This is a genomic window from Luteibacter aegosomatissinici, assembly GCF_023078495.1.
Classification (GTDB): Bacteria; Pseudomonadota; Gammaproteobacteria; order Xanthomonadales; family Rhodanobacteraceae; genus Luteibacter; species Luteibacter aegosomatissinici.
The window spans coordinates 1,416,852-1,435,564 of sequence record NZ_CP095742.1 but is presented as its reverse complement, the minus strand read 5'-3'; the positions used below and the strand labels follow the sequence as shown (position 1 = coordinate 1,435,564).

Here is an 18,713-nt window from a genome sequence, read left to right as displayed (position 1 = left end):
ATGTCCTTCTGACCGCGAATTAGCGGCGAACCCCGCTCCGGAAAGGGAGCGGACTGCCTAGGATCACGCGGGGCATTGGCGGGGGTCAAGTCCGCCGTGGACCCCACAAAAAAACCGGCACCCTTTCGGATGCCGGTTTTCCGGTTCCTCGTAAGGCCTAAGCCCTGCTTAGAACGTGTAACGCACCGTCAGCGTGGCGGACCAACGCGAGACCGGGTTCAGCTTGGTCGCGCTGTTGTCGGTCGGCGCGTCGTAGACGGCCTTCGCACCCGGCTGGTAGTTGCCCTGCGCGTCGGTCGGCAGCTGGTAGATGTACTCGCCCTGGGCGTTCACGCCGCCGAAGTTGGCCAGCGTACGGGTGTACGGGAAGCCGACATACGACTGCTGGCCCCAATCCTTGTTCACCAGGTTCAGGAAGTTGTAAACGTCGAGGCGGATCTCGCCCTTGTTGCCCTTGAAGATGCCCGGGATTTCCTGGCTCAGGCTCAGGTCGAGCTGGTTCACCCAGGCCGAGACCGCATCGTTGCGACGAGCCACCTTGCCCTGGTTCTTGCGCAGGTTGCTATCGTTCTGAATGTAATCGTAGAACTGGTTGACGAGAGCCTGCGAAGCCGCCGCGCCGGACGTGGTGGTGAACACCGTGCCGTCGTTACGGGTCGGGATGTAAGCCAGGTCGCGCGAGTACGAGTCACCATTTGCATCGTTACCGAACACCCAGCTATACGGCACGCCGGAGTGGCCGTCGTAGAACGCGCTGATCGTGGTGGCGTAATCGCCGAAGAAGTTGTGCTGCCACGCGATCGAGGCGTTGAGGCGCCGTGCGATGTTGGTGTTGGAGGTGGACGCCACGTCTTCGTTCGGGTTGTACCAGGCATTGTTCGAGTAGTTCGACGACGCCTGGCTGCTCGTGCCCGGGTTCACTTCCGTCGCATGGCTACCGGTAGCCGCGATGCTCCACGACCAGCCGTTTTCCATCGGCTTGGTGAACGACAGGGTCACCGTGTCCGCACCACCCTTGTGGGTGTTGGTCAGATAGGTGACGGCCTGGGCGAAGCGGCCATCCGCGCGGTAGCGGTTGCGGTTGGTGCTGGCAGCCGTACCCGTCGGATTCGTACCGCAGGCGCTCGTGTTCGCACCGCCCACCGGGGTCGAGCCGCCGATGCAACCGTAATACGTGAAGCGGCCATCCGGCATGATGCCCGTGGCGTCGCCGATGTTCAGGTTCTGGTAGAAGATCCCATCCTGCACATCGAGGTGCTGGTACTCGATCGTGCCGATGATGCCCTGCCACGGCAGCTCGCGATCAAACGCGATCGACGACTTCCAGACGCTCGGCAGCTTGAAGTTCTTGTCGACGGTATCGACAGCCATCTGCGGCTGGGTACCCGCGCCGCTGGTCGGCTGGTTGAACGGGTCGGCGCTGAACTGCGGGCACGCAACGGTCTGGCTGCCGAGGCGGCAGTTCGGGCCGTTCACCGTGGTGCGGTCGTACGAGTAGGTGACGATGTTGATACCGTTGTTCTGGTACGGGTTCGTCATCCACACCGTCGGCGGATCGGACTGGAACAGGCCAACGCCACCGCGCAGCTGGGTCTTGTACTCGCTGTCGAAGGTGTAGTTGAACGACAGGCGCGGCTCGACGAGCTTGCTACCGTTGATCGTGGCCGCATTGCTGAAGCCGTACTTCTGCTCAAACGTCGCGTTATAGAGCGGCTTGTCGTCGGTCAGGTACTTGTTCACGCGGAAACCGAACTGCACCGACAGGTTGTCGGTCGGCTGCCAGGTATCCTGCAGGAAGAACGTGTGGCGACGCAGCTCCCACTGGGCAGCGATGTCGTTCAGGCTATAACCCTTCGCCGGCTGGTACAGCGAATAGTTGCTGTACAGGCCATTGGCGAAGCTGTCGATGCCGTTGCCGAAGGTGTACGCACCGAACTCGGTGCGGCCGAACAGGTTATAGATGCGGGTACGCTCCCACTCCAGGCCACCCTTGATGGTGTGGTCGTCGAGGTACAGCGTGCCGACCCACAGCGCGTTCAGGGTCTTCACCGACGCGGCGTTGTAGTGCGAGAACTGGTCTTCACCCAGGTTGATCGTCGGGCCAGTGTTGCTGGTGGCCGTGGTGCCGCTGTTGACGCGCACACCAATCTGCGGCTGCTGGGTATCGACCGAGCGGGCCAGGCTGTAATCGCTGTAGCCGACCTTCGTCTCCGACGAGAACACGTCGTTCCAGTCGTCAAACGACTGCAGGGTGTAGTTCTTGATATCGGTGTTGACGGTGTACCAGTAGCTGGAAAGGCCGATGGTGGAAGCGCCGTTACCCTGCGGGTTGGGCTTCACTTCCTTGGTACGCGAGTACGCAAGGTTCATGCGGTGGCCGTCGGTGATGTTCCAGTCGAGCTTGCCGGTGTAACGCTTGTCGGTCAGCGTGCCGCCGTTCGCGCCGAGCGAACCCGGCACCAGGCCCAGGCCCGTGGCCGCTGCGATCGTGCGATCGAGATCCGCCTGCGAGACCTTGTTGTTGGTCGAAGCGGCGAGCGAGGGGTCGAGGCCGTTCACGGCGCCCGAGCTCAGGCCGGTCACTTCTTCCTTCTCGTAGCTGGCGAAGAAGAACAGCTTGTCCTTGATGATCGGGCCGCCGATCGTGGCACCGGCCTTCCAGTTACGGTCGAACTCGGTGTAATCGCGGTTGGCGCCGTTATTGATCCAGCCGGCATCGCCGACCATGCTCGAGGCGTTCTTGAAGCCATAGTAAGCCGTACCGTGGAACTCGTTGGTACCCGACTTGGTGACGGCGTTGATTTCAGCGCCGATCGTGTCGGAGCTGGCATCGTAGTTGGCGGTCGAGATGTTGTACGAATCGATCGTGTCCATGGCGACCGGCGAACCGACGGTCGGCAGGCCCGTGCCGTTCAGGCCGAACGGGTCGCCCACGCCAAGGCCATCGACCTTGATGCTGTTCATGCGGGCGTTCTGGCCGTTGGCCGAGATGGCGCCGGTGCCGTGGTCGACGTTCACGCGCGGGTCGAGGCGCGCGATGTCGGCGATGTTGCCGCTCGGCGTCGGGGTGGCCTTCAGCTGCGCCTGCGAAATGTTGGTGCCCAGGCCCTTGTTCTCCGACGAGAACTGGCCCGACACGGCGGACACGGTGACGGCACCGAGCGCGGTGGCTTCAGCGGCGTTGGCCGCGGCGCCCGCGGTGAGGTTCACGGCGGTATCGGCGCCGAGCTGCAGGTAGACCTGGTCCTGGCGAGCCGACGGCTGGCCGTCCTTCGTGGCGGTCACGTCGAACGGACCGCCGACACGCAGGCCCTGGGCCGCGTAACGGCCGTTGGCGTCCGTGGTCGTCGTCTTGGTGGTGCCCGACGGCTCGTGGACGATGACGACGGTGGCGTTGGCAACCGGCTGGCCGGCGCTATCAAGGACACGGCCGCTGATCGTCGACGACGTCTCCTGGGCGAAGGCGGCGGGCGACGCGATAAGCGACGCGATGGCCAACGGCAGGAGTTTGGCGCGGATACGCTTCTGCATGTAACGAACCTCACAATTTCGCGAGAAAAAAAGCTGGAAAGAAGGGCGTCGCAACACGCCCAACCTCTGGAAGGCAACAACGATTCTTCGGTTTTCCCCTGACCCTCAGGCGTCGCCCAGCGGTCGCGGATGGCACTAATGGGGTGTCGCAGGATGCTGCGACCCCGTAAACATTAGATGAAGTTTATTACATCGGCGTAACAAGTTGCGATAGGAAAAGGTCGGGGTCGCGACCATCCCCCGCCATTACTTAGATCGATCAATAGCTTATAACTTCATGATTTTGCGAGATATCGTGATCTTGCGAGTCCCGCAAGCGACGGCCTGCCGGCGGGCCTGCGTCGCGTGTCATATGAGATCTGGACGTTAAAAAAAAGCGCCCCTCCTTGCGGAGGGGCGCCTTATCAGGCCAGGCCTGGATCGGTGCGCTTAGAAGAACGAGGCGCCGAAGGTCACCATGACCGTACGCTCCGGGAGCACCGAGTAATACGGGGCCGAGGCGTAAAGGACCACGCCATTCGGATCCTTGATCTTGCCCGGGTTCGACGCGAGCGAGGACGTGGCGTTCGAGGCGTAGGTCAGCGCCTTCTTGTCGGTCAGGTTGTACACGTTGAGCTTGATGTACGGCTTGCGGAACAGGGCCGAGAAGTCGTCGAAGTTCCAGCCGGCATCCAGGTTGAAGGTGGTGTAGCCACCCACGCGCTCGGTGTTGGACCAGTCACCCCAGATCGAACCCTGGTACTTGGCGTTGATCGCGGCCCAGAACGGACCATTGTCGTAATTGAAGCTGACGTAGCCGGCATTACGCGGGGCGTTGATCAGGGTCTTGCCCTTCGTGTAGTAGATGCCGTCGCCCAGCGTGTTCAGGTCATCCTGCATGCGCGACTGCAGGTACACGTAGTTCGCGTAGAGCTTGAAGTGCTCATCGAACTTGTAGCTGCCTTCCAGGCTCAGGCCGCGGTTATGCACCTTGCCCAGCTGGGTGTACACGGTAAGGCCGGTGGCCTCGTCGTAGCCCGACACCTGCTTGTTGTTGAAGTTGGCAGCGAAGGCGTCGACGCTGAACGACGCGTTGTCGCCGTAGAAGCGCCAGCCGAGGTCGGCCGAGGTCGAGGTTTCCGGCTTGTTCGGCAGCGGGTTGGCGTTGTTCGAGCCGGTGCCGTACAGGGCATTGCTCAGCACCGCGCCGTTGATCGGGGCGCGGAAGGTCTTGCCGATGCCGAAGTACAGCTGGTTCTCGTCGTTGATCTGGTACTTGGCACCGAACGACGGCGTCCACTTGTGGAACGTGCCGGTCGGCGATGCGCCGTAGGCCGCGCTCTTGGTGCTGGTCTTGCCGGCGGTGGTGATCGTGCCATCCGAGTTCGGGAACTCGACGATGTCGCCATCGCGCTTGGACCACACGTAGGCCACGCTACCGGTCAGGGTCAGGGCATCGGTCGGGTTCCAGTTATCCGACACGAACGCCTTTTCGTTGGTCGTGGTCGTGTACTGCTGGTACGACATCTGCGGGGTGCCATCCGGGTACGTGATACGCGAACCCTTGCGTGCCCAGATGTCGTACGGGATGCCGGTGCTGTAATCGGTCGGGATGAACGCCTGGTTCTGCTGCTGGCGCGGACGCTCGGCCCACACGCCGTATTCCAGGCTGTTGGTGTCGCTCAGGTCCTGGTTGAACTTAATGACGATACCCGGGCGGTAGGTAACCGAGGTGCTGTACGAGTTGACCAGCGCGGTGCCGCCGACCTTGCCGTCACCGTTCACGTCATACGGCACGGTCTTGTAGTAGTTGCCACCGGTCGCACCGGCGTATTCGGTGAACGTGGTGCCCGAGCCGCCACCGCCGAAGCCGTACTGGAAGTACGGGATCACCGACAGGTGCAGGTCGTTGGACAGGCTGAACTCGCCGTCCAGGCTGGCCAGGTAGTTACGGAACGGGTTCTGGTGGAGCATGTAGAAGTTGGTGTCATTGCTGCCCGGCTTGTAGATGCCGGTGTAGCTCTGCTTGTACTCCGCCGCCGCCTGCGCCTTGGTGAGCGACTCGTAGTTCGTCTTCACTTCGCGGTTGTACTGCACCGAAGCCGTGATCGAATCCTTGTCGTCGATCTGCCAGACCGACTTCGCATCGATCTTGGTGACCTTCGAGGTGCCGCGACCGCGCCACAGGTGGGTTTCGTTATTGGAGTACGAGATCCACGAGCGCACCGGGCCGGTGTCGCCGGTGTTCAGGCGGAAGAAGGTGCGGTGGTAGCTGTTGCTGCCCAGCGACTGGCTGAAATCCAGGCCGGCGGTGTGCGACGGATCGAGCGTGACCCACGCGATCGAGCCACCGGCGGCACCCGGGATCGGCGCGCTGTTGTCCGGGTAGCCCTGCTGCACGGTGACGTCACCCATGTTTTCGGTGTCGCCGTACTCGGTCGGGTAGATCTTGTAGTTGCCGCTGTCGTTGATGGGCACGCCGTTCACGGTCACGCCCACTTCGTCGAGCGGGAAGCCGCGCACGGTGGCGTTACCGTCGTTGGTACCGGTGTAATCGTCCGTGGACGAGATGACGCCCGGGATCGATTCGATGATCTGGGTGAAGTTGGCGCCCGGCGCCGCCTGCACGATGGCATCACGGGAAATGGTCGAAACGGCCTTCGGCGCGTCCTGGATGGTCATCAGGCCGCCGCCGAGCGACAGCGAGCTCGCCTTCACCTGCACGGCGCTCATCTGCTCGGCGTCACGGCGCGTGGCGTTGGCGTTGGAGGTGTTCGAGGTGGTCGTGACGGTGGCGCGCTGCGTGTTGGCAGTGGCCTGGTCCTGGCTATCCTGTGCGGCGACGCCGCCGGCCACGAGGCAAAGCGAAAGAGCAATCGCTGCCGAAAGGGAATTGCGATTCATCGACTGGTTTCCTGGTGTGATGCAAGTTGTTGGTAACGGGTAAATCGAAAAATATTTCTAATGTCGCTATTAATTGCGATTAATTGGACTTCGTTAGTTATTACGTTGGCGCAAGAAAAAACGCTTTCTCCGGACGCAGCAATGCGCTCGGTACGCGTACCGAGCACAAAAGGTCCTTGTTAGCGCCGCCCGCTGCGGCAACCCTGGTTGAAAAGCGGGAGGTCCCTGCCCTGAGATAATCAATAGGCTAGCATCACACAATGACAATTTGTCGAAACGTTGATGCTTTTTTCATGCGGAGCGATTCGGCTTTTCCTACGCCCACGAGATAATCGGTTTCTTGCTTCCGGCTGGCTCGCCTTCGGCTTTGCGCTGGTGAATCAGTTCATTCGCTGGCGCGAATGCGTGTTCTTAGCGGCATCCGCCGCCTCGCTCTTGTGGGCGCGAGGCCGAGAGCCGTCGGTGCCCACCCTCGCTGCTCAGACAGGTCCTCCGCGTTCGTACCGGAGTGCGCCTGCGGCGCAGATGTACTTAATTGGCCTACGGCCGCTCTCTTGTGCGGAACTCGCCTCGAGGGTGGGCACCGACGACTCTCTTCACCCATGAGGCTTCATGGGGGCGAGCTCGTATCTTGTGTGGCCATGCCCTTGTAGGAGCAACTGTCTTTAGGCAGTCCTCCACTCGGCCTGATCACGGACCATCGCATTGATGGCCGTGATTAGCTGTCGCATGCAGGCCACGACCGCCACTTTTGCGACTTTCCCACGCGCTCGTAGCGCGTCGTAGCGGAGCTTAAGAGGGCTGTTCGTGGCGTTGATAGCCGCCCAGGTGGCCATGTAGAGCACTCGCCTGACGATCCAGCGGCCGGCGCGTACGCGTCGGGGGCCGTTGCGATGGCCACTTTGATCAACGTACGGCGCGACGCCGACCAGAGCAGCGACCTGCTTGCGGTCCAGCTGGCCCAGTTCCGGTAGGTATGCGATGAGCGTGGCCGCGGTCACCGGTCCGATGCCCGGGACGCTGCACAGGCGGGAGTGCGGATCGACCGCCTGCATGGCTGGCTTGATCGCCTGATCCATGGCCGCGATCTGCGCCTTCGCCGCCTCGATCATCGCTTGGAGAGCGCGTTGCGCGGCGGGTAACGTCGCCTGAGCCAGCCGGCGGCGATTGTCATCGCGCTGGCTCACCAACTGCTGGCGGCAACGTACCAGATCGGCCAGTTGCGCCCGTTCGGGCGGTGTCGGCTGGTAGGGCTCCGGATCGATGGTCTTGGCCATGCGGGCCAACGTTAAGGCATCGATCTTATCGTTCTTGGCGAGGTTTCCAAGCGCTGCGGCATATGCCCTGGACCGGTGCGACGCCAGGCGCGTCACCTGGTAGCCGGCTGCCGCCAAGGCTTCCACGATGGCCCGTTCGTAGCCTCCTGTCGCCTCCAGCACGATGTGCTCAACGGCACTGGGAGACAACACCTTCAGCAGCCTTTCCCGGCCCACCGGCGTATTGGCGAAGCGCTCGTGACGCCTGGTCGATAACCAGACCACATCCAGTGTGGCCTTTCCCACATCAACACCGATATGCATGCCCATGGCGTCTCTCCGGAGTAGGATCGGGAGTGAGAGCACCTCCACCAGCCCCGGCTTGTGAATTCGAGGTAGGACTCGAGCAACTGTTCGGGCTTGGTGAAGGGAGTGCGGCAGCCCTTGCTCCTACACGTGCTCCTGGCACCGGCCATCATCGGCTTGCCGCACTCCGCTCTCACCCATCAGCCTACGCCGCGGCAAAGACACAAGGCCACCCTGTGGCCGACAGCTTTCGCGATACTGCCGCAGGGCCTGTGCGCTCGGCGAAAAGATGTCGCCCACAGGGTGGGCTCCTACAAGATGTGCCACGAATTAATGAATGAACACGCACGGCTCGTGTAGGAGCGTGCTTGCACGCGATCAGCCGACGCAGCGGTGACGCCATAACGCATCACCGCGCGACGATCGGCAAACGCTGCCACAACACCGCGCTTGCTGATGCACGCCACACAGCTACCCCCTGTCCGCAGACGAAGCAGCTGTCCGCCCACGCATGCCCGAACGCACCAATCTGCCCGCAGACAACGCCGTGGCTCTCCACTCACCCAACCTCATGGGTCAAGAGAGCCGTCGGTGCCCACCCTCGAGGCGAGTTCCGCACAAGAGAGCGGCCGTAGGCCAGCCTTACATAGTGCTGGCCCATGGCTCGCTAACGGGGCGGCGGTTGTAGGAGCGCACCTTGTGCGCGAATCAAAGGCACGGCGGCGCAGCCGCAGCATCCGACGCGAGGGTGGGCACCGACGGCTCTCGGCCTCGCGCCCTCAAGAGCAAGGCGGCGGATGCCGCTAAGAACATGCATTCGCGCTAGCGAATGAACCGCATAAGAAAGGCCGCGATTGCTCGCGGCCTTTTCCCTGCTTCGTTGGCTTATCGCGTGCAAGCACGCTCCTACAGGTGCACGGGCGTTCGCGACGCCTTAGTCCTGCTTGCCCAGGTAGCGTGCGCGCTTGGCCGGCTTCAGGCTCAGCAGGTCCAGCATCACCAGGCCATCCACGCAGCCCGCGAAATCCGGATCCTCGCCAAACGCCAGGAACTGCACGCCCTCCGGATCCACCAGATCCACATACTGGCGATACAACACCGGCAGCGTCACACCCAGCGCATCCAGCCGGTTCTTCAGCTTACCCAGGCCACCCGCTGCATCGAGCCCCTCAAGCTCCGCACGCACCTGCGCTAGCGTCTCCTGCGGGATCACGAACGGCTGGCGAGCCGCCGCCAGGCCCTGCACGCCAAAGAAATGCTGGTGCGCCGCCGCGATCCATTCACGGCCCTCGCGCGGAATCGCCGCCGACATGCTCACCGGGCCGAACAGGTAACGGACATCCTTATGCCGCTGCAGATACAGGCCAATGCCCTGCCACAGTTGATCCAGCGCGCGCGACCAGCGCCAGTAAGCCGGGGCGATAAAGCTGCGGCCCAGCTCAAGGCCCTGAGCCAAACGCGATTCCAGCGCCGGCGAATAATCAAACAGGCTCGAGGTATACAACGAGCTCATGCCACGCTCGGCGATCAGCTTGCCGCCATGGCCGAAGCGATACGCACCGACGATGCGCAGTGCCTTCTCGTCCCACAGCACCAGGTGCTCGTAATACGGATCGTAGGCGTCGAGGTCGCGACGCTTGCCGGTGCCTTCGCCTACCCGGCGGAAGGTCAGCTCACGCAGGCGGCCGATCTCGCGCAGCACCGCGCTATCGCTGGAACCCTGCACCAGCAAGGCCTTCTTGCCGCCGCCCAGCTCAGCCAGCACTTCAGCATTGGCTAGCTCGGCGACCACACGCTCGATCGGTTCCGGATGAGCAAGCGGTGTCTGCCCACCGAAGACCAGGCCACGCTGCTGGCCCACGCGGTACACGTGGCGGCGCATCAGCTTGGCAGCGCGCTCGGAGGAACCGCCGCTGACCTGCTTCAATTCGTCGGCATCGACGAGCTTGCCGATGCGGATGCCCAGGCGCTGCTTGCCCGAGGTGGCCTCGCGCGGAAGCATGGCCGTGCTCAGCGGCTTGGCCAGCATGGAGAGGCCATAGAACGCGACGGAGTTACGTGCGTTGATATGCACGGGCAACACCGGGATCCCGGCCTTCGCCGCGATACGGGCGAAGCCATCGGACCACTTGCCATCGCGCACGCCGCTGGCGCGCACGCGGGAAACTTCACCCGCCGGGAACATCACCAGCACTTCGCCCGCCTCGATGCTGCGGAACAAAGCGCGCATGCGCGAGGTGGCACCCTTGCCGAAGATATCGACGGGCAGCAACAGCGGTTCCATCTGCGGCACGGCGGCCAGCACATCGTTGCCAAGGATGCGGATGTCGCGGCGCACCGAGGCGATGAGCTGGACCAGAGCCATGGCATCGACCATGCCCAGCGGGTGGTTGGCCACGACGATCAGCGGGCCTTCCACGGGAATGTTCTCGCGCTCGCGCTCGGTGACCCGGCAGCTGACGCCCAGGTGCTCAAGCACGCGCTCGGCGAACTCAATGCCCTGGGTATCGCGCAGCGCCTCGAGCACGCCGTTGAAGCGTTGTTCGTGGGCCAGCGTACCGAGCAACCCGGTCAGCGGCTTGCGCAGCTTGGGGTGCTGGGCCAGCCATGGCATGCGTTCCTGCAGGGTGCGATCGATGCTCAGCATGATGTGGCTCCCTTAGACGTCGGACGGTACGGGCCGTGCGGGCGTGGTGCGGAGTCGTGGTTTGTCATAGTGCCTTTGAACACCCTTCGTGGCCCCATCCCGGGGCTTTGCCCATGCCCGGGGCCGGGTCAGTCCCGGCCTCGCCCATGCTCGCGGGCAATTATGACAGTTACCCTACCGCCACGTATGTTCATACGGCAATGTGCAAATAGGACGAGAGCCCGCCCAGGAACATCTGCACCGAAAGGGCGATGAGCAGCATGCCCATCAGGCGCTCCATGGCGGTCAGCACGCTTTCACCCAACCATTTGAACAGGAAGGTGGAACTGAGCAGGATGATCGACGTGGTGAGCCACGCCAGGAACAGCGCGATACCCCACTCCGCCGTGCGGCCCGGCTGGGAATTGGTGAGCAGGAGCAGTGCCGCCATGGCGGACGGGCCGGCGACGCCGGGAATGGCCATGGGCACGATGAACGGCTCGCCCTCGCCCGGCTTGCCAAACACCCCGCCTTCCACCGGCGGGAACACCATGCGGATACCGATCAGGAACAGCACGATACCGCCACCGATGCTGACCGACTCCTGGCGCAGCTGCAGCAGCTTGAGGATGAACTGGCCACCCAGCAGGAAGGCCACCAGCACGCCCAGTGCGATCAACAGCTCGCGGATCATCACCTTGCGGCGCCGCTGCGGCGGTACGTCCTTCAGCAGGGCAAGGAAGAGCGGGATGTTGCCCAGCGGATCCATGATCAGGAACAGCAGGATGCCCGCGGATAACGTCGTCATCTGCGTTTCCATGGGGACGTACTCCTAAAAGCGGTGAATCAGTGGGTGTGGCGGATATCCAGGACCGTGCCTCGCGCATCCGCGCCAGCACCTGAAAGCAGATACACGATGGCTTCGGCCGATGCCGTGGGCAGAGGCCGTTCGAGGGTGTTCTCGCCGTAGTAGGCGGCGCGGCGCAGCGCGGTACGCATGGGCGGCGGCAACAGGGCATGCACGCGCATGGCGCCGCCACGGTGCTCGGCATGCAGCACGGCCGCCATGCGCTCCACGGCCGCCTTGGAGACGCCGTAGCCACCCCAGTGCGCGCGGGAGACCAGCTCCGGATCATCGAAGACAAACACCACGGCACTGTCGTCGCCGCGGGTAAGCAGCGGCATGCAGGCCTGGGTCAGTGCGAACGGCGCCGAGACATTGACCTGCATGGCGCGCAGCCAGTCATCCGGCTTGTGCATGGCCATGGGGGTGAGTTCGTTGAAATGGGCCGCGGCGTGGATCACGCCATCGAGCCGGCCGAACTCCGCTTCGAGGCCATCGGCCAGTGCGGCGAAGACCGCGGGCGTGGCGCTCTCCAGATCGAGTGGATGGATGACCGGTTCCGGGCCGCCCAGGGCGACCAGGTCGTCGTACAGTTTTTCGAGCGGGCGAACCTTTCGGCCGGTGATGACCACCGTGCCGCCGGCACGCACGATGGCGCGCGCGGTTTCACCGCCCAGCCCGCCCGTGGCGCCGGTCAGCAGGAATACCCTGCCAGCGAGCACGCCCGGCGCGAGCGCCCAGCCCTCGGGCAGGCGTGCGGAAGGCAGCATGCTCACGATTCGGCCCCGGCCACATCCGCGGCCATGCGCTTGAGTTCACCCGCCGCATGCAAGTCTTCGACGATGTCGCAACCGCCGATGAACTCCCCTAGCAGGAACAACTGCGGGAACGTGGGCCAGTTCGAGTAGTGCGGCAGGCCGGCGCGGATGCGCGGATCGGCCAGCACGTTCACCGGATGGAACGTCGCGCCCGCCGCCTCCAGCGCTTTCACCGCACGATCGGAGAAGCCGCAGGTGGGGAATTCGGGCGTGCCCTTCATGAAAAGCACGATCGGATGTGCCGCCACGATGGCCTTGATCTCGTCTACGACGTCCATAGGTCGGGTTTCATCATTAGAATGCTGAATGTTTCATAGTGTAGCAGCCGCGCGGGCCGCGCCCTGCTTCATCCCTTTTCCCCCAGCCACCGCTAAGGAGCCCAGACATGGCGTTCGAACTTCCCCCGCTTCCGTATGAGAAGAATGCCCTGGAGCCGCACATCTCCGCCGAAACCCTCGAGTTTCACTACGGCAAGCACCACCAGACCTATGTCACGAACCTCAATAACCTGGTCAAGGACACCGAGTTCGAGGGCAAGAGCCTGGAAGACATCGTGAAGACCTCCTCGGGCGGCATCTTCAACAATGCCGCGCAGATCTGGAACCACACCTTCTACTGGCACTCGATGCGCCCGGCCTCGCAGCAGGCCGAGCCGCCGGCGAAGCTGGCCGATGCGCTGACCAAGGCGTTCGGCTCGGTGGACGCGTTCAAGGCAGAGTTCAGCAAGCAGGCCGCCGGCAACTTCGGTTCGGGCTGGACCTGGCTGGTGCAGCGCCCGGATGGCGCCCTGGCCATCGTGAACACCTCCAACGCCGCCACGCCGATCACCGGCAGCGACAAGCCGCTGTTCACGGCGGACGTGTGGGAGCACGCGTATTACATCGATTACCGCAATGCCCGCCCGAAGTACCTTGAGAACTTCTGGGCCATCGTGAACTGGGAATTTGCCGCCAAGAACATGGCATAAACCCGTTTACGTACAAAAAAAGGCCGGGCACGTCGCCCGGCCTTTTTTGTAGGAGCCCACCCTGTGGGCGACGCTGTTCGCGAAACGCAACAGGGCCTGCTGCCTCGCGACAAAAGATATCGCCCACAGGGTGGGCTCCTACATGGGTGATGTCGCCCACAGGGTGGGCTCCTACATGGGTCAGGCCAGTGCGTCGATCGCGGGCTGGACCTGGCTTTCGCGGCCCAGGCCCTTGCCAGCCGCCGCCAACTTCTCGCGCAGGCTGCCGGCATCCGGGGCGCACACGGTGGCATGGCCTACCTTGCGGCCCGGGCGGGCTTCCTTCCCGTAGTCGTGCCAGTGGCCGTCGGCCACCGTCAGCACCGGCGCCGGATCGGGCATCTCGCCAATCCAGTTAAGCATGGCGCTGGGGCCGCGCACGCCGGTATCGCCCAGGGGCAGGCCCAGCACGGCTCTTACGTGGTTCTCGAACTGGCTGGTGTGCGCGCCTTCGATGGTCCAATGGCCGGAGTTATGCACCCGCGGCGCCATCTCGTTGCCGAGCAGGCGGCCATTGCACACGAACAGTTCCAGGGCAAACACGCCCACGTAATCGAGCGTTTCGGCCACCTTGCGGGCATGGGCGTTGGCCTCACGCTCCAGCTCATCGGTGGAACCCGGCGCGGGGGCCAGGCTCAGCGACAGCACGCCATCGACGTGCCAGTTGCGGGTGAGCGGCCAGCTACGGAACGAACCATCGCGGCCACGCACCGCCACGACCGAGACTTCGCGATCGAACGGCACGAAGGCTTCAAGGATCAGGCCCACCTTCCCCGCCGCCTCACCCAGGGCCGCCCAGGCCGCGTCGATATCGGCGGCGGTCTTCAGCCGGAACTGGCCCTTGCCGTCATAACCCAGCCGGCGGGTCTTCAGCACGGCAGGAGCGCCAATGCGCTCCACGGCGCGGACCAGTTCCTCGCGGGTATCCACCGGTTCGAAATCGGGGGTGCCGAGGCCGCATTCGCGGAACAAGTTCTTCTCGCTCAGGCGATCCTGGGCCACGGCGAGCGCACGCGGGCCCGGGAACACGGGGACCTTGGCGGCCAGGCGCTCGGCGACCGCCGCGGGGACGTTCTCGAAATCGAAGGTGACGACATCCACCCGCTGCGCGAACGCGTCCAGGGCCGCGTCGTCGAACCAATCGGCCACCACCAGCTCGGTGACCTGGCCGGCGCAGGCATCCGCGCTGCCATCGACCACGAGCGTACGCACGCCCAGCGGCGCGGCGGCGAGGGAAAGCATGCGGGCCAGCTGCCCGCCACCGAGGATGCCGACGGTGGGGAGCTTGCGGTTCACGTGCGCGGATCCGGGTTATCGAGGACGGTGTTGGTCTGTTCGGCGCGGAAGGCATCCAGCGCCTGGGCCACGGCCGGGTCGTGCAGGGCCAGCACCGAGGCGGCCAGCAGGGCGGCATTGGTGGCGCCCGCACGGCCGATGGCCAGCGTGCCGACCGGAATGCCGGCCGGCATCTGGGCGATGGAGAGCAGGGAATCCATGCCATTCAAGGCCTTGGACTGCACGGGCACGCCGAACACCGGCAGCGCCGTCTTCGCGGCGAGCATGCCCGGCAGGTGCGCCGCGCCACCGGCGCCGGCGATGATCACCTGGATGCCACGGCCGCGGGCGCCGTCGGCGTAATCGAACAATAGATCGGGGGTGCGGTGGGCGGAGACGACGCGCACCTCGTGGACGATGCCCATGCGGGTCAGCATCGAGGAGGCGTGCTCCATCGTTTCCCAGTCCGAACGCGAACCCATTACCACGCCGACGCGCGGTCCGGAGGCTTCGCTACCCTTGTTGGCAGTCATGGCCGGAGCACCCAAAAGTCGTTATTGTACGTACATTCGATTTAATAAGGTTGGCCCACCCGGGCCGCATCCATGGACAAGCGTCTCATCGACATCCTCTGCTGCCCTGTCAGCAAGCGCCCCCTGCGCCCCCTCACCGCCGCCGAGCGTGACCAGCTCAACACCGCTATCAAGGCCGGATCGGTCGATACGGTGGCGGGTGAAAAGGTGGCCGAGCCCCTCTCCGAAGGGCTGATCACCACCGACGGCCAGGTGGTCTACCGCGTCGACGATGGCATCCCGGTCATGCTGCCCGAATCCGGCATTGGCACCACGCAGCTGGCAGGGTTTGCGGCAGACGCAGGTCGCGCGCACAATCCGTGACGAAGGTCACACTTTGAGGCCCTAGTTCCCGCACAATGATTCCCTCAGGCGGGGGCCTAAGTTTTTTCCAGGATGCGCGATGAGTAACGCGAGCGAACCGTCGAACGTGGTCGATCTTAGCCAGCGCCTGGACCCGCGCAGCGACCGCGTGGGCGCGCTCCTGGCAACGGTTCGCGGCCTGGCGACCAAGCGCCTGCACGCGCTGGCCAGCAACATGTTCGAGAACATCGACGACGCCCTGTTCGATCTGGCTGAAAAGGCAGAGAACAACGCGGCGCAAACGCAGTTCTTCGATGGCATGCGCGAAGTGCGCAAGAAACGGGCGATCGTCGAGCGCACCTTCCTCGGCCAGGTCGCACGCGATCTGGCCGATTTTTCGGCGGGACGCCTGCGTGCCCCCGAGACGGATTCGCATACCCGCCCCCTGGCCAACATCGAACTCAGCCTGGTCGGTGAAAACGAGCTGGAAGAATCGCTCGCCGTCACCTCCATGGTGGGCAAGAACGAGCAGCGCCTGGCGCGCGCCCTGTTCGCCGTGAACCAGCGCCTGTCGGTAATCTGCGGCGGCAACAAGATGGATGACGCCAGCAACCCGGTGGGCCCGGCGTCGCTGGCCAACGCCTTCCGCCAGGCCTTGCGCGAGCTGCTGGTGGAAGTTCGCGTCAAGCTCATCATCTACAAGCTGTTCGATCGGTACGTGCTCGCCGGCATCGACGAGCTCTACGACGACATCAACAACGAACTGGCCGCAGCCGGCGTCCTGCCGCAGCTGCGCCACGAGATTTCTACGCGGCGCAGCGATGCGCCGGCACCCACCGGCCCGGATTCCACGGCGACGCCTGTAGCGCACGGGCCGGCCGCACCGGTCACCGATGCGGCGGCGGCGGAGTTCATGCACTCGTTGCATGCCCTGTTCTCCGCACGGCGCGGTGCCATGCCAGCCGATATGTCCGGTGCGGGCGTAGCGGCCTCCGGCGTGCCGATTCCCCTGGGCCCCCTTCCGAGCCCGGCGGAACTGCTCGGAGCGCTCACGCTCCTGCAGAGCCAGATTTCGGTATTGCCGGCCAGTGCAGCGCACCTTGCCAGCCAGGGCGAGATGGCCCGCGACGTGGCCCAGCTCAAAGAGCAGCTGCTGACGCAGATCGGCCAGTTGCGTGGGCAGCACACCGCGCACGTCTCCGGCGTGGATGAAGACACGATTGACCTGGTGGGCATGCTCTTCGAGTTCATCCTCGAAGACCGCAACCTGCCGGCCGAAATGCAGGTGCTGCTTGCCCGCCTGCAGATTCCTTACCTCAAGGTCGCCCTGCTCGATCGCCGGATGTTCGCGCACAAGTCGCACCCGGCGCGCCAGTTGCTCGATGCGCTGGCCGATGCGGCCAAGGGCTGGTCGGCCGAGGGCGACCGTGATGGGCGCCTGTTCGACAAGGTGAAATCGATCGTCGAGCGACTGTTGCACGAGTTCGATGACGACATCGCGATCTTCGATCGCCTTGCCGCCGAGCTGCAGGAATTCCTCGATGTCGCCCGCAAGCGCGCCGAGCTTGCCGAGCAGCGCGTCGCCGAGTCGACGCGCGGCCGCGAAAAACTGGAACAGGCACGCCGGCGCGCCGCGCAGGAAATCGTGGGCCGCACGGCCGGCGCGAACCTGCCTCCGCTGATCTATGGCGTGCTCACCCGCGCGTGGGCCAACTACGTCGTACTCACCCTGCTCCGCCAGGGCGAAGAATCCACCGAGTTCGCCGATTCGCTTCGCTTCATCGATCACTTCGTCGCCAGCGCACGGCCGGTGCACGATACGAACAGCCGCCGCGACCTGCGCGCCTTGCTCCCCGGTATCGAGCGCTCGCTGCGCCGCGGCCTGGCATCGGTCGCGTTCCAGGAAGCCGATACCGAACAGCTGCTCGCCCAGTTGCACGCGTTCTACCGCACGCAGCTTGGCGAAACCGCACCGGAGACGGAAAGCGGCACGCTGGTCGCCAGCGTCATGCCCTTGCCCGAAGCCATCCAGGCCATCGAAGAGCCGGTGCTCGAGCCCGAGCCGGAAGACGAAGGCGAAGTGCTGGCCGACGAGGCCTTCGATGAGCGTTACCTCTCGCAGGCACGCGAACTCAAGGTAGGCCAGTGGCTGGAATTCACGGCCGACGATGGCACTACGGATCGCGCCAAGCTGTCGTGGGTCAGCCCGATCAGCGGCCGCTTCCTGTTCGTGAACCGCCGCGGCCTGAAGGTCGCCGACCATAGCCTCGCCGGCCTCGCCCAGGCGTTTGCCCAGGGCACGGCCCGCGTGCTCGATTCCACGCTGCTGTTCGATCGCGCCATGGATGCCATCGTCGAGCGGCTGCGCACCCCAGAAAACGCTTGAGCCGATGACCCCTCCGAACCTCGCCGGCGCGTTGCCGCCGGCTAGCGAGATCCTCGCCGATATCGACCGCGCCTTCGCCGAAGATATCGGCCCGGGCGATGCCACCGCCGACCTGCTCGACCCAAACGCCAGCGCTACCGCGGTGCTCACGTGTCGTGAGGACGCCGTACTGTGCGGCACGGCATGGTTCGATGCCGCCTTTCGCAAGCTCGATCCTGCCGTGCAGATCGAATGGCTGGCGGCCGATGGCGACCGCATCGCCGCCGGCTCGGCTATCTGCCACATCGCCGGCAAGGCACGCGCACTGGTCACCGCCGAGCGCTCCGCCCTGAACTTCCTGCAGTTGCTCTCGGCCACGGCCACGGTGACGTCGCGCTACGCTGATGCCATCGCAGGCACGAAGGCGCGCGTGCTCGATACCCGCAAGACGATCCCCGGCCTGCGCCGCGCCCAGAAGTACGCCGTGCTGTGCGGTGGCGGCACCAATCATCGCATCGGCCTGTTCGATGCCATGATGCTGAAGGAAAACCACATCATCGCCGCCGGTGGCATTCCCGCCGCCGTGCGCGATGCGCGCCGCATCCACCCTTCCCTTCCGCTGATCGTGGAAGTGGAGACGCTCGACGAGCTGGCCCAGGCCCTACAGGCCGGCGCCGATCGCGCGCTGCTGGATAACTTCACCCCGGCCATGCTCAAGGAGGCGGTGGAATTCACCGCGGGCCGCATGCCGCTGGAGGTTTCCGGCAACGTGGAGATCGATACGATCCGCGCGATCGCCGAAACCGGTGTCGATTTCATCTCAAGCGGCGCGCTGACCAAGAACGTACGCGCCATCGACCTGTCGCTGCGCCTTAACCTGTAATAGCGCCAGCGGGCCACTTGTGGTGCGCGCGCTCCGGCCACACAC

General features: G+C 64.4%; 13 protein-coding genes. 4 read left to right on the top strand and 9 right to left on the bottom strand.

Translation table 11 applies throughout. The features are described from left to right. Positions 1 to 168: 168 nt before the first annotated feature. From L2Y97_RS06325 to grxD, 7 genes are all read right to left on the bottom strand, one after another. Positions 169 to 3,531, bottom strand: coding sequence for a TonB-dependent receptor (locus L2Y97_RS06325; RefSeq protein ID WP_247434428.1), 3,363 nt, complete (start codon positions 3,529 to 3,531; stop codon positions 169 to 171). A gap of 429 nt (positions 3,532 to 3,960) precedes the next feature. Continuing rightward, a complete protein-coding gene (locus tag L2Y97_RS06320) occupies positions 3,961 to 6,414 on the bottom strand; it encodes a TonB-dependent receptor (protein WP_247434425.1) in 2,454 nt (817 codons plus the stop codon). Positions 6,415 to 7,079: 665 nt separating this feature from the next. Further along, a complete protein-coding gene (locus tag L2Y97_RS06315) occupies positions 7,080 to 8,000 on the bottom strand; it encodes an IS110 family transposase (RefSeq protein WP_247427771.1) in 921 nt (306 codons plus the stop codon). 910 nt (positions 8,001 to 8,910) lie between these two features. Next, complete coding sequence (olsF, locus tag L2Y97_RS06310; protein WP_247434422.1) at positions 8,911 to 10,623, bottom strand: bifunctional ornithine lipid synthase OlsF; 1,713 nt, start codon at positions 10,621 to 10,623, stop codon at positions 8,911 to 8,913. A gap of 190 nt (positions 10,624 to 10,813) precedes the next feature. Further along, positions 10,814 to 11,422 carry a YhgN family NAAT transporter gene (locus L2Y97_RS06305; protein ID WP_425492828.1) on the bottom strand — a complete coding sequence of 203 codons (609 nt, stop codon included), beginning with the start codon at positions 11,420 to 11,422 and terminating at the stop codon, positions 10,814 to 10,816. 26 nt (positions 11,423 to 11,448) lie between these two features. Then, entirely contained in the window at positions 11,449 to 12,216 is a 768-nt protein-coding gene (locus L2Y97_RS06300; protein ID WP_425492848.1) for an SDR family NAD(P)-dependent oxidoreductase, read from the bottom strand. A 2-nt stretch (positions 12,217 to 12,218) separates the two neighbouring features. Beyond that, positions 12,219 to 12,542 (bottom strand): Grx4 family monothiol glutaredoxin, encoded by a 324-nt coding sequence (grxD, locus tag L2Y97_RS06295; protein WP_247434416.1) that lies wholly within the window; start codon positions 12,540 to 12,542, stop codon positions 12,219 to 12,221. 107 nt (positions 12,543 to 12,649) lie between these two features. On the opposite strand from grxD, the gene L2Y97_RS06290 reads away from it, so the two are divergent. Further along, complete coding sequence (locus L2Y97_RS06290; RefSeq protein WP_247434413.1) at positions 12,650 to 13,231, top strand: Fe-Mn family superoxide dismutase; 582 nt, start codon at positions 12,650 to 12,652, stop codon at positions 13,229 to 13,231. Positions 13,232 to 13,411: 180 nt separating this feature from the next. Here the strand turns inward: L2Y97_RS06290 and L2Y97_RS06285 are convergent, their stop codons facing one another. Beyond that, on the bottom strand, positions 13,412 to 14,566 hold the full coding sequence (locus L2Y97_RS06285; RefSeq protein WP_256452078.1) for a 5-(carboxyamino)imidazole ribonucleotide synthase: 1,155 nt from the start codon (positions 14,564 to 14,566) through the stop codon (positions 13,412 to 13,414). Further along, a complete protein-coding gene (purE, locus tag L2Y97_RS06280; RefSeq protein WP_247434411.1) occupies positions 14,563 to 15,078 on the bottom strand; it encodes a 5-(carboxyamino)imidazole ribonucleotide mutase in 516 nt (171 codons plus the stop codon). The genes L2Y97_RS06285 and purE overlap by 4 nt, the downstream gene beginning before the upstream one ends. Positions 15,079 to 15,150: 72 nt before the next feature. On the opposite strand from purE, the gene L2Y97_RS06275 reads away from it, so the two are divergent. The 3 genes from L2Y97_RS06275 to nadC all read left to right on the top strand — a co-directional run bounded on the left by L2Y97_RS06275 (position 15,151) and on the right by nadC (position 18,668). After that, on the top strand, positions 15,151 to 15,441 hold the full coding sequence (locus L2Y97_RS06275; RefSeq protein ID WP_247434408.1) for a Trm112 family protein: 291 nt from the start codon (positions 15,151 to 15,153) through the stop codon (positions 15,439 to 15,441). Positions 15,442 to 15,520: 79 nt separating this feature from the next. Beyond that, the gene (locus L2Y97_RS06270) at positions 15,521 to 17,806 is read left to right on the top strand and encodes a DUF1631 domain-containing protein (protein ID WP_247434406.1); all 2,286 of its coding nucleotides are present in this window, start codon (positions 15,521 to 15,523) and stop codon (positions 17,804 to 17,806) included. A gap of 4 nt (positions 17,807 to 17,810) precedes the next feature. Next, a complete protein-coding gene (nadC, locus tag L2Y97_RS06265) occupies positions 17,811 to 18,668 on the top strand; it encodes a carboxylating nicotinate-nucleotide diphosphorylase (RefSeq protein ID WP_247434404.1) in 858 nt (285 codons plus the stop codon). Positions 18,669 to 18,713 lie beyond the last annotated feature (45 nt).

Excerpts from the sequence above, each read along its gene's own strand:
- L2Y97_RS06270 (WP_247434406.1), top strand. The coding sequence starts at position 15,521 with ATGAGTAACGCGAGCGAACCGTCGAACGTGGTCGATCTTAGCCAGCGC.
- olsF (WP_247434422.1), bottom strand. The coding sequence starts at position 10,623 with ATGCTGAGCATCGATCGCACCCTGCAGGAACGCATGCCATGGCTGGCC.
- grxD (WP_247434416.1), bottom strand. The coding sequence starts at position 12,542 with ATGGACGTCGTAGACGAGATCAAGGCCATCGTGGCGGCACATCCGATC.
- L2Y97_RS06315 (WP_247427771.1), bottom strand. The coding sequence starts at position 8,000 with ATGGGCATGCATATCGGTGTTGATGTGGGAAAGGCCACACTGGATGTG.
- purE (WP_247434411.1), bottom strand. The coding sequence starts at position 15,078 with ATGACTGCCAACAAGGGTAGCGAAGCCTCCGGACCGCGCGTCGGCGTG.
- L2Y97_RS06275 (WP_247434408.1), top strand. The coding sequence starts at position 15,151 with ATGGACAAGCGTCTCATCGACATCCTCTGCTGCCCTGTCAGCAAGCGC.
- nadC (WP_247434404.1), top strand. The coding sequence starts at position 17,811 with ATGACCCCTCCGAACCTCGCCGGCGCGTTGCCGCCGGCTAGCGAGATC.
- L2Y97_RS06325 (WP_247434428.1), bottom strand. The coding sequence starts at position 3,531 with ATGCAGAAGCGTATCCGCGCCAAACTCCTGCCGTTGGCCATCGCGTCG.
- L2Y97_RS06300 (WP_425492848.1), bottom strand. The coding sequence starts at position 12,216 with ATGCTGCCTTCCGCACGCCTGCCCGAGGGCTGGGCGCTCGCGCCGGGC.
- L2Y97_RS06305 (WP_425492828.1), bottom strand. The coding sequence starts at position 11,422 with ATGGAAACGCAGATGACGACGTTATCCGCGGGCATCCTGCTGTTCCTG.
- L2Y97_RS06290 (WP_247434413.1), top strand. The coding sequence starts at position 12,650 with ATGGCGTTCGAACTTCCCCCGCTTCCGTATGAGAAGAATGCCCTGGAG.
- L2Y97_RS06320 (WP_247434425.1), bottom strand. The coding sequence starts at position 6,414 with ATGAATCGCAATTCCCTTTCGGCAGCGATTGCTCTTTCGCTTTGCCTC.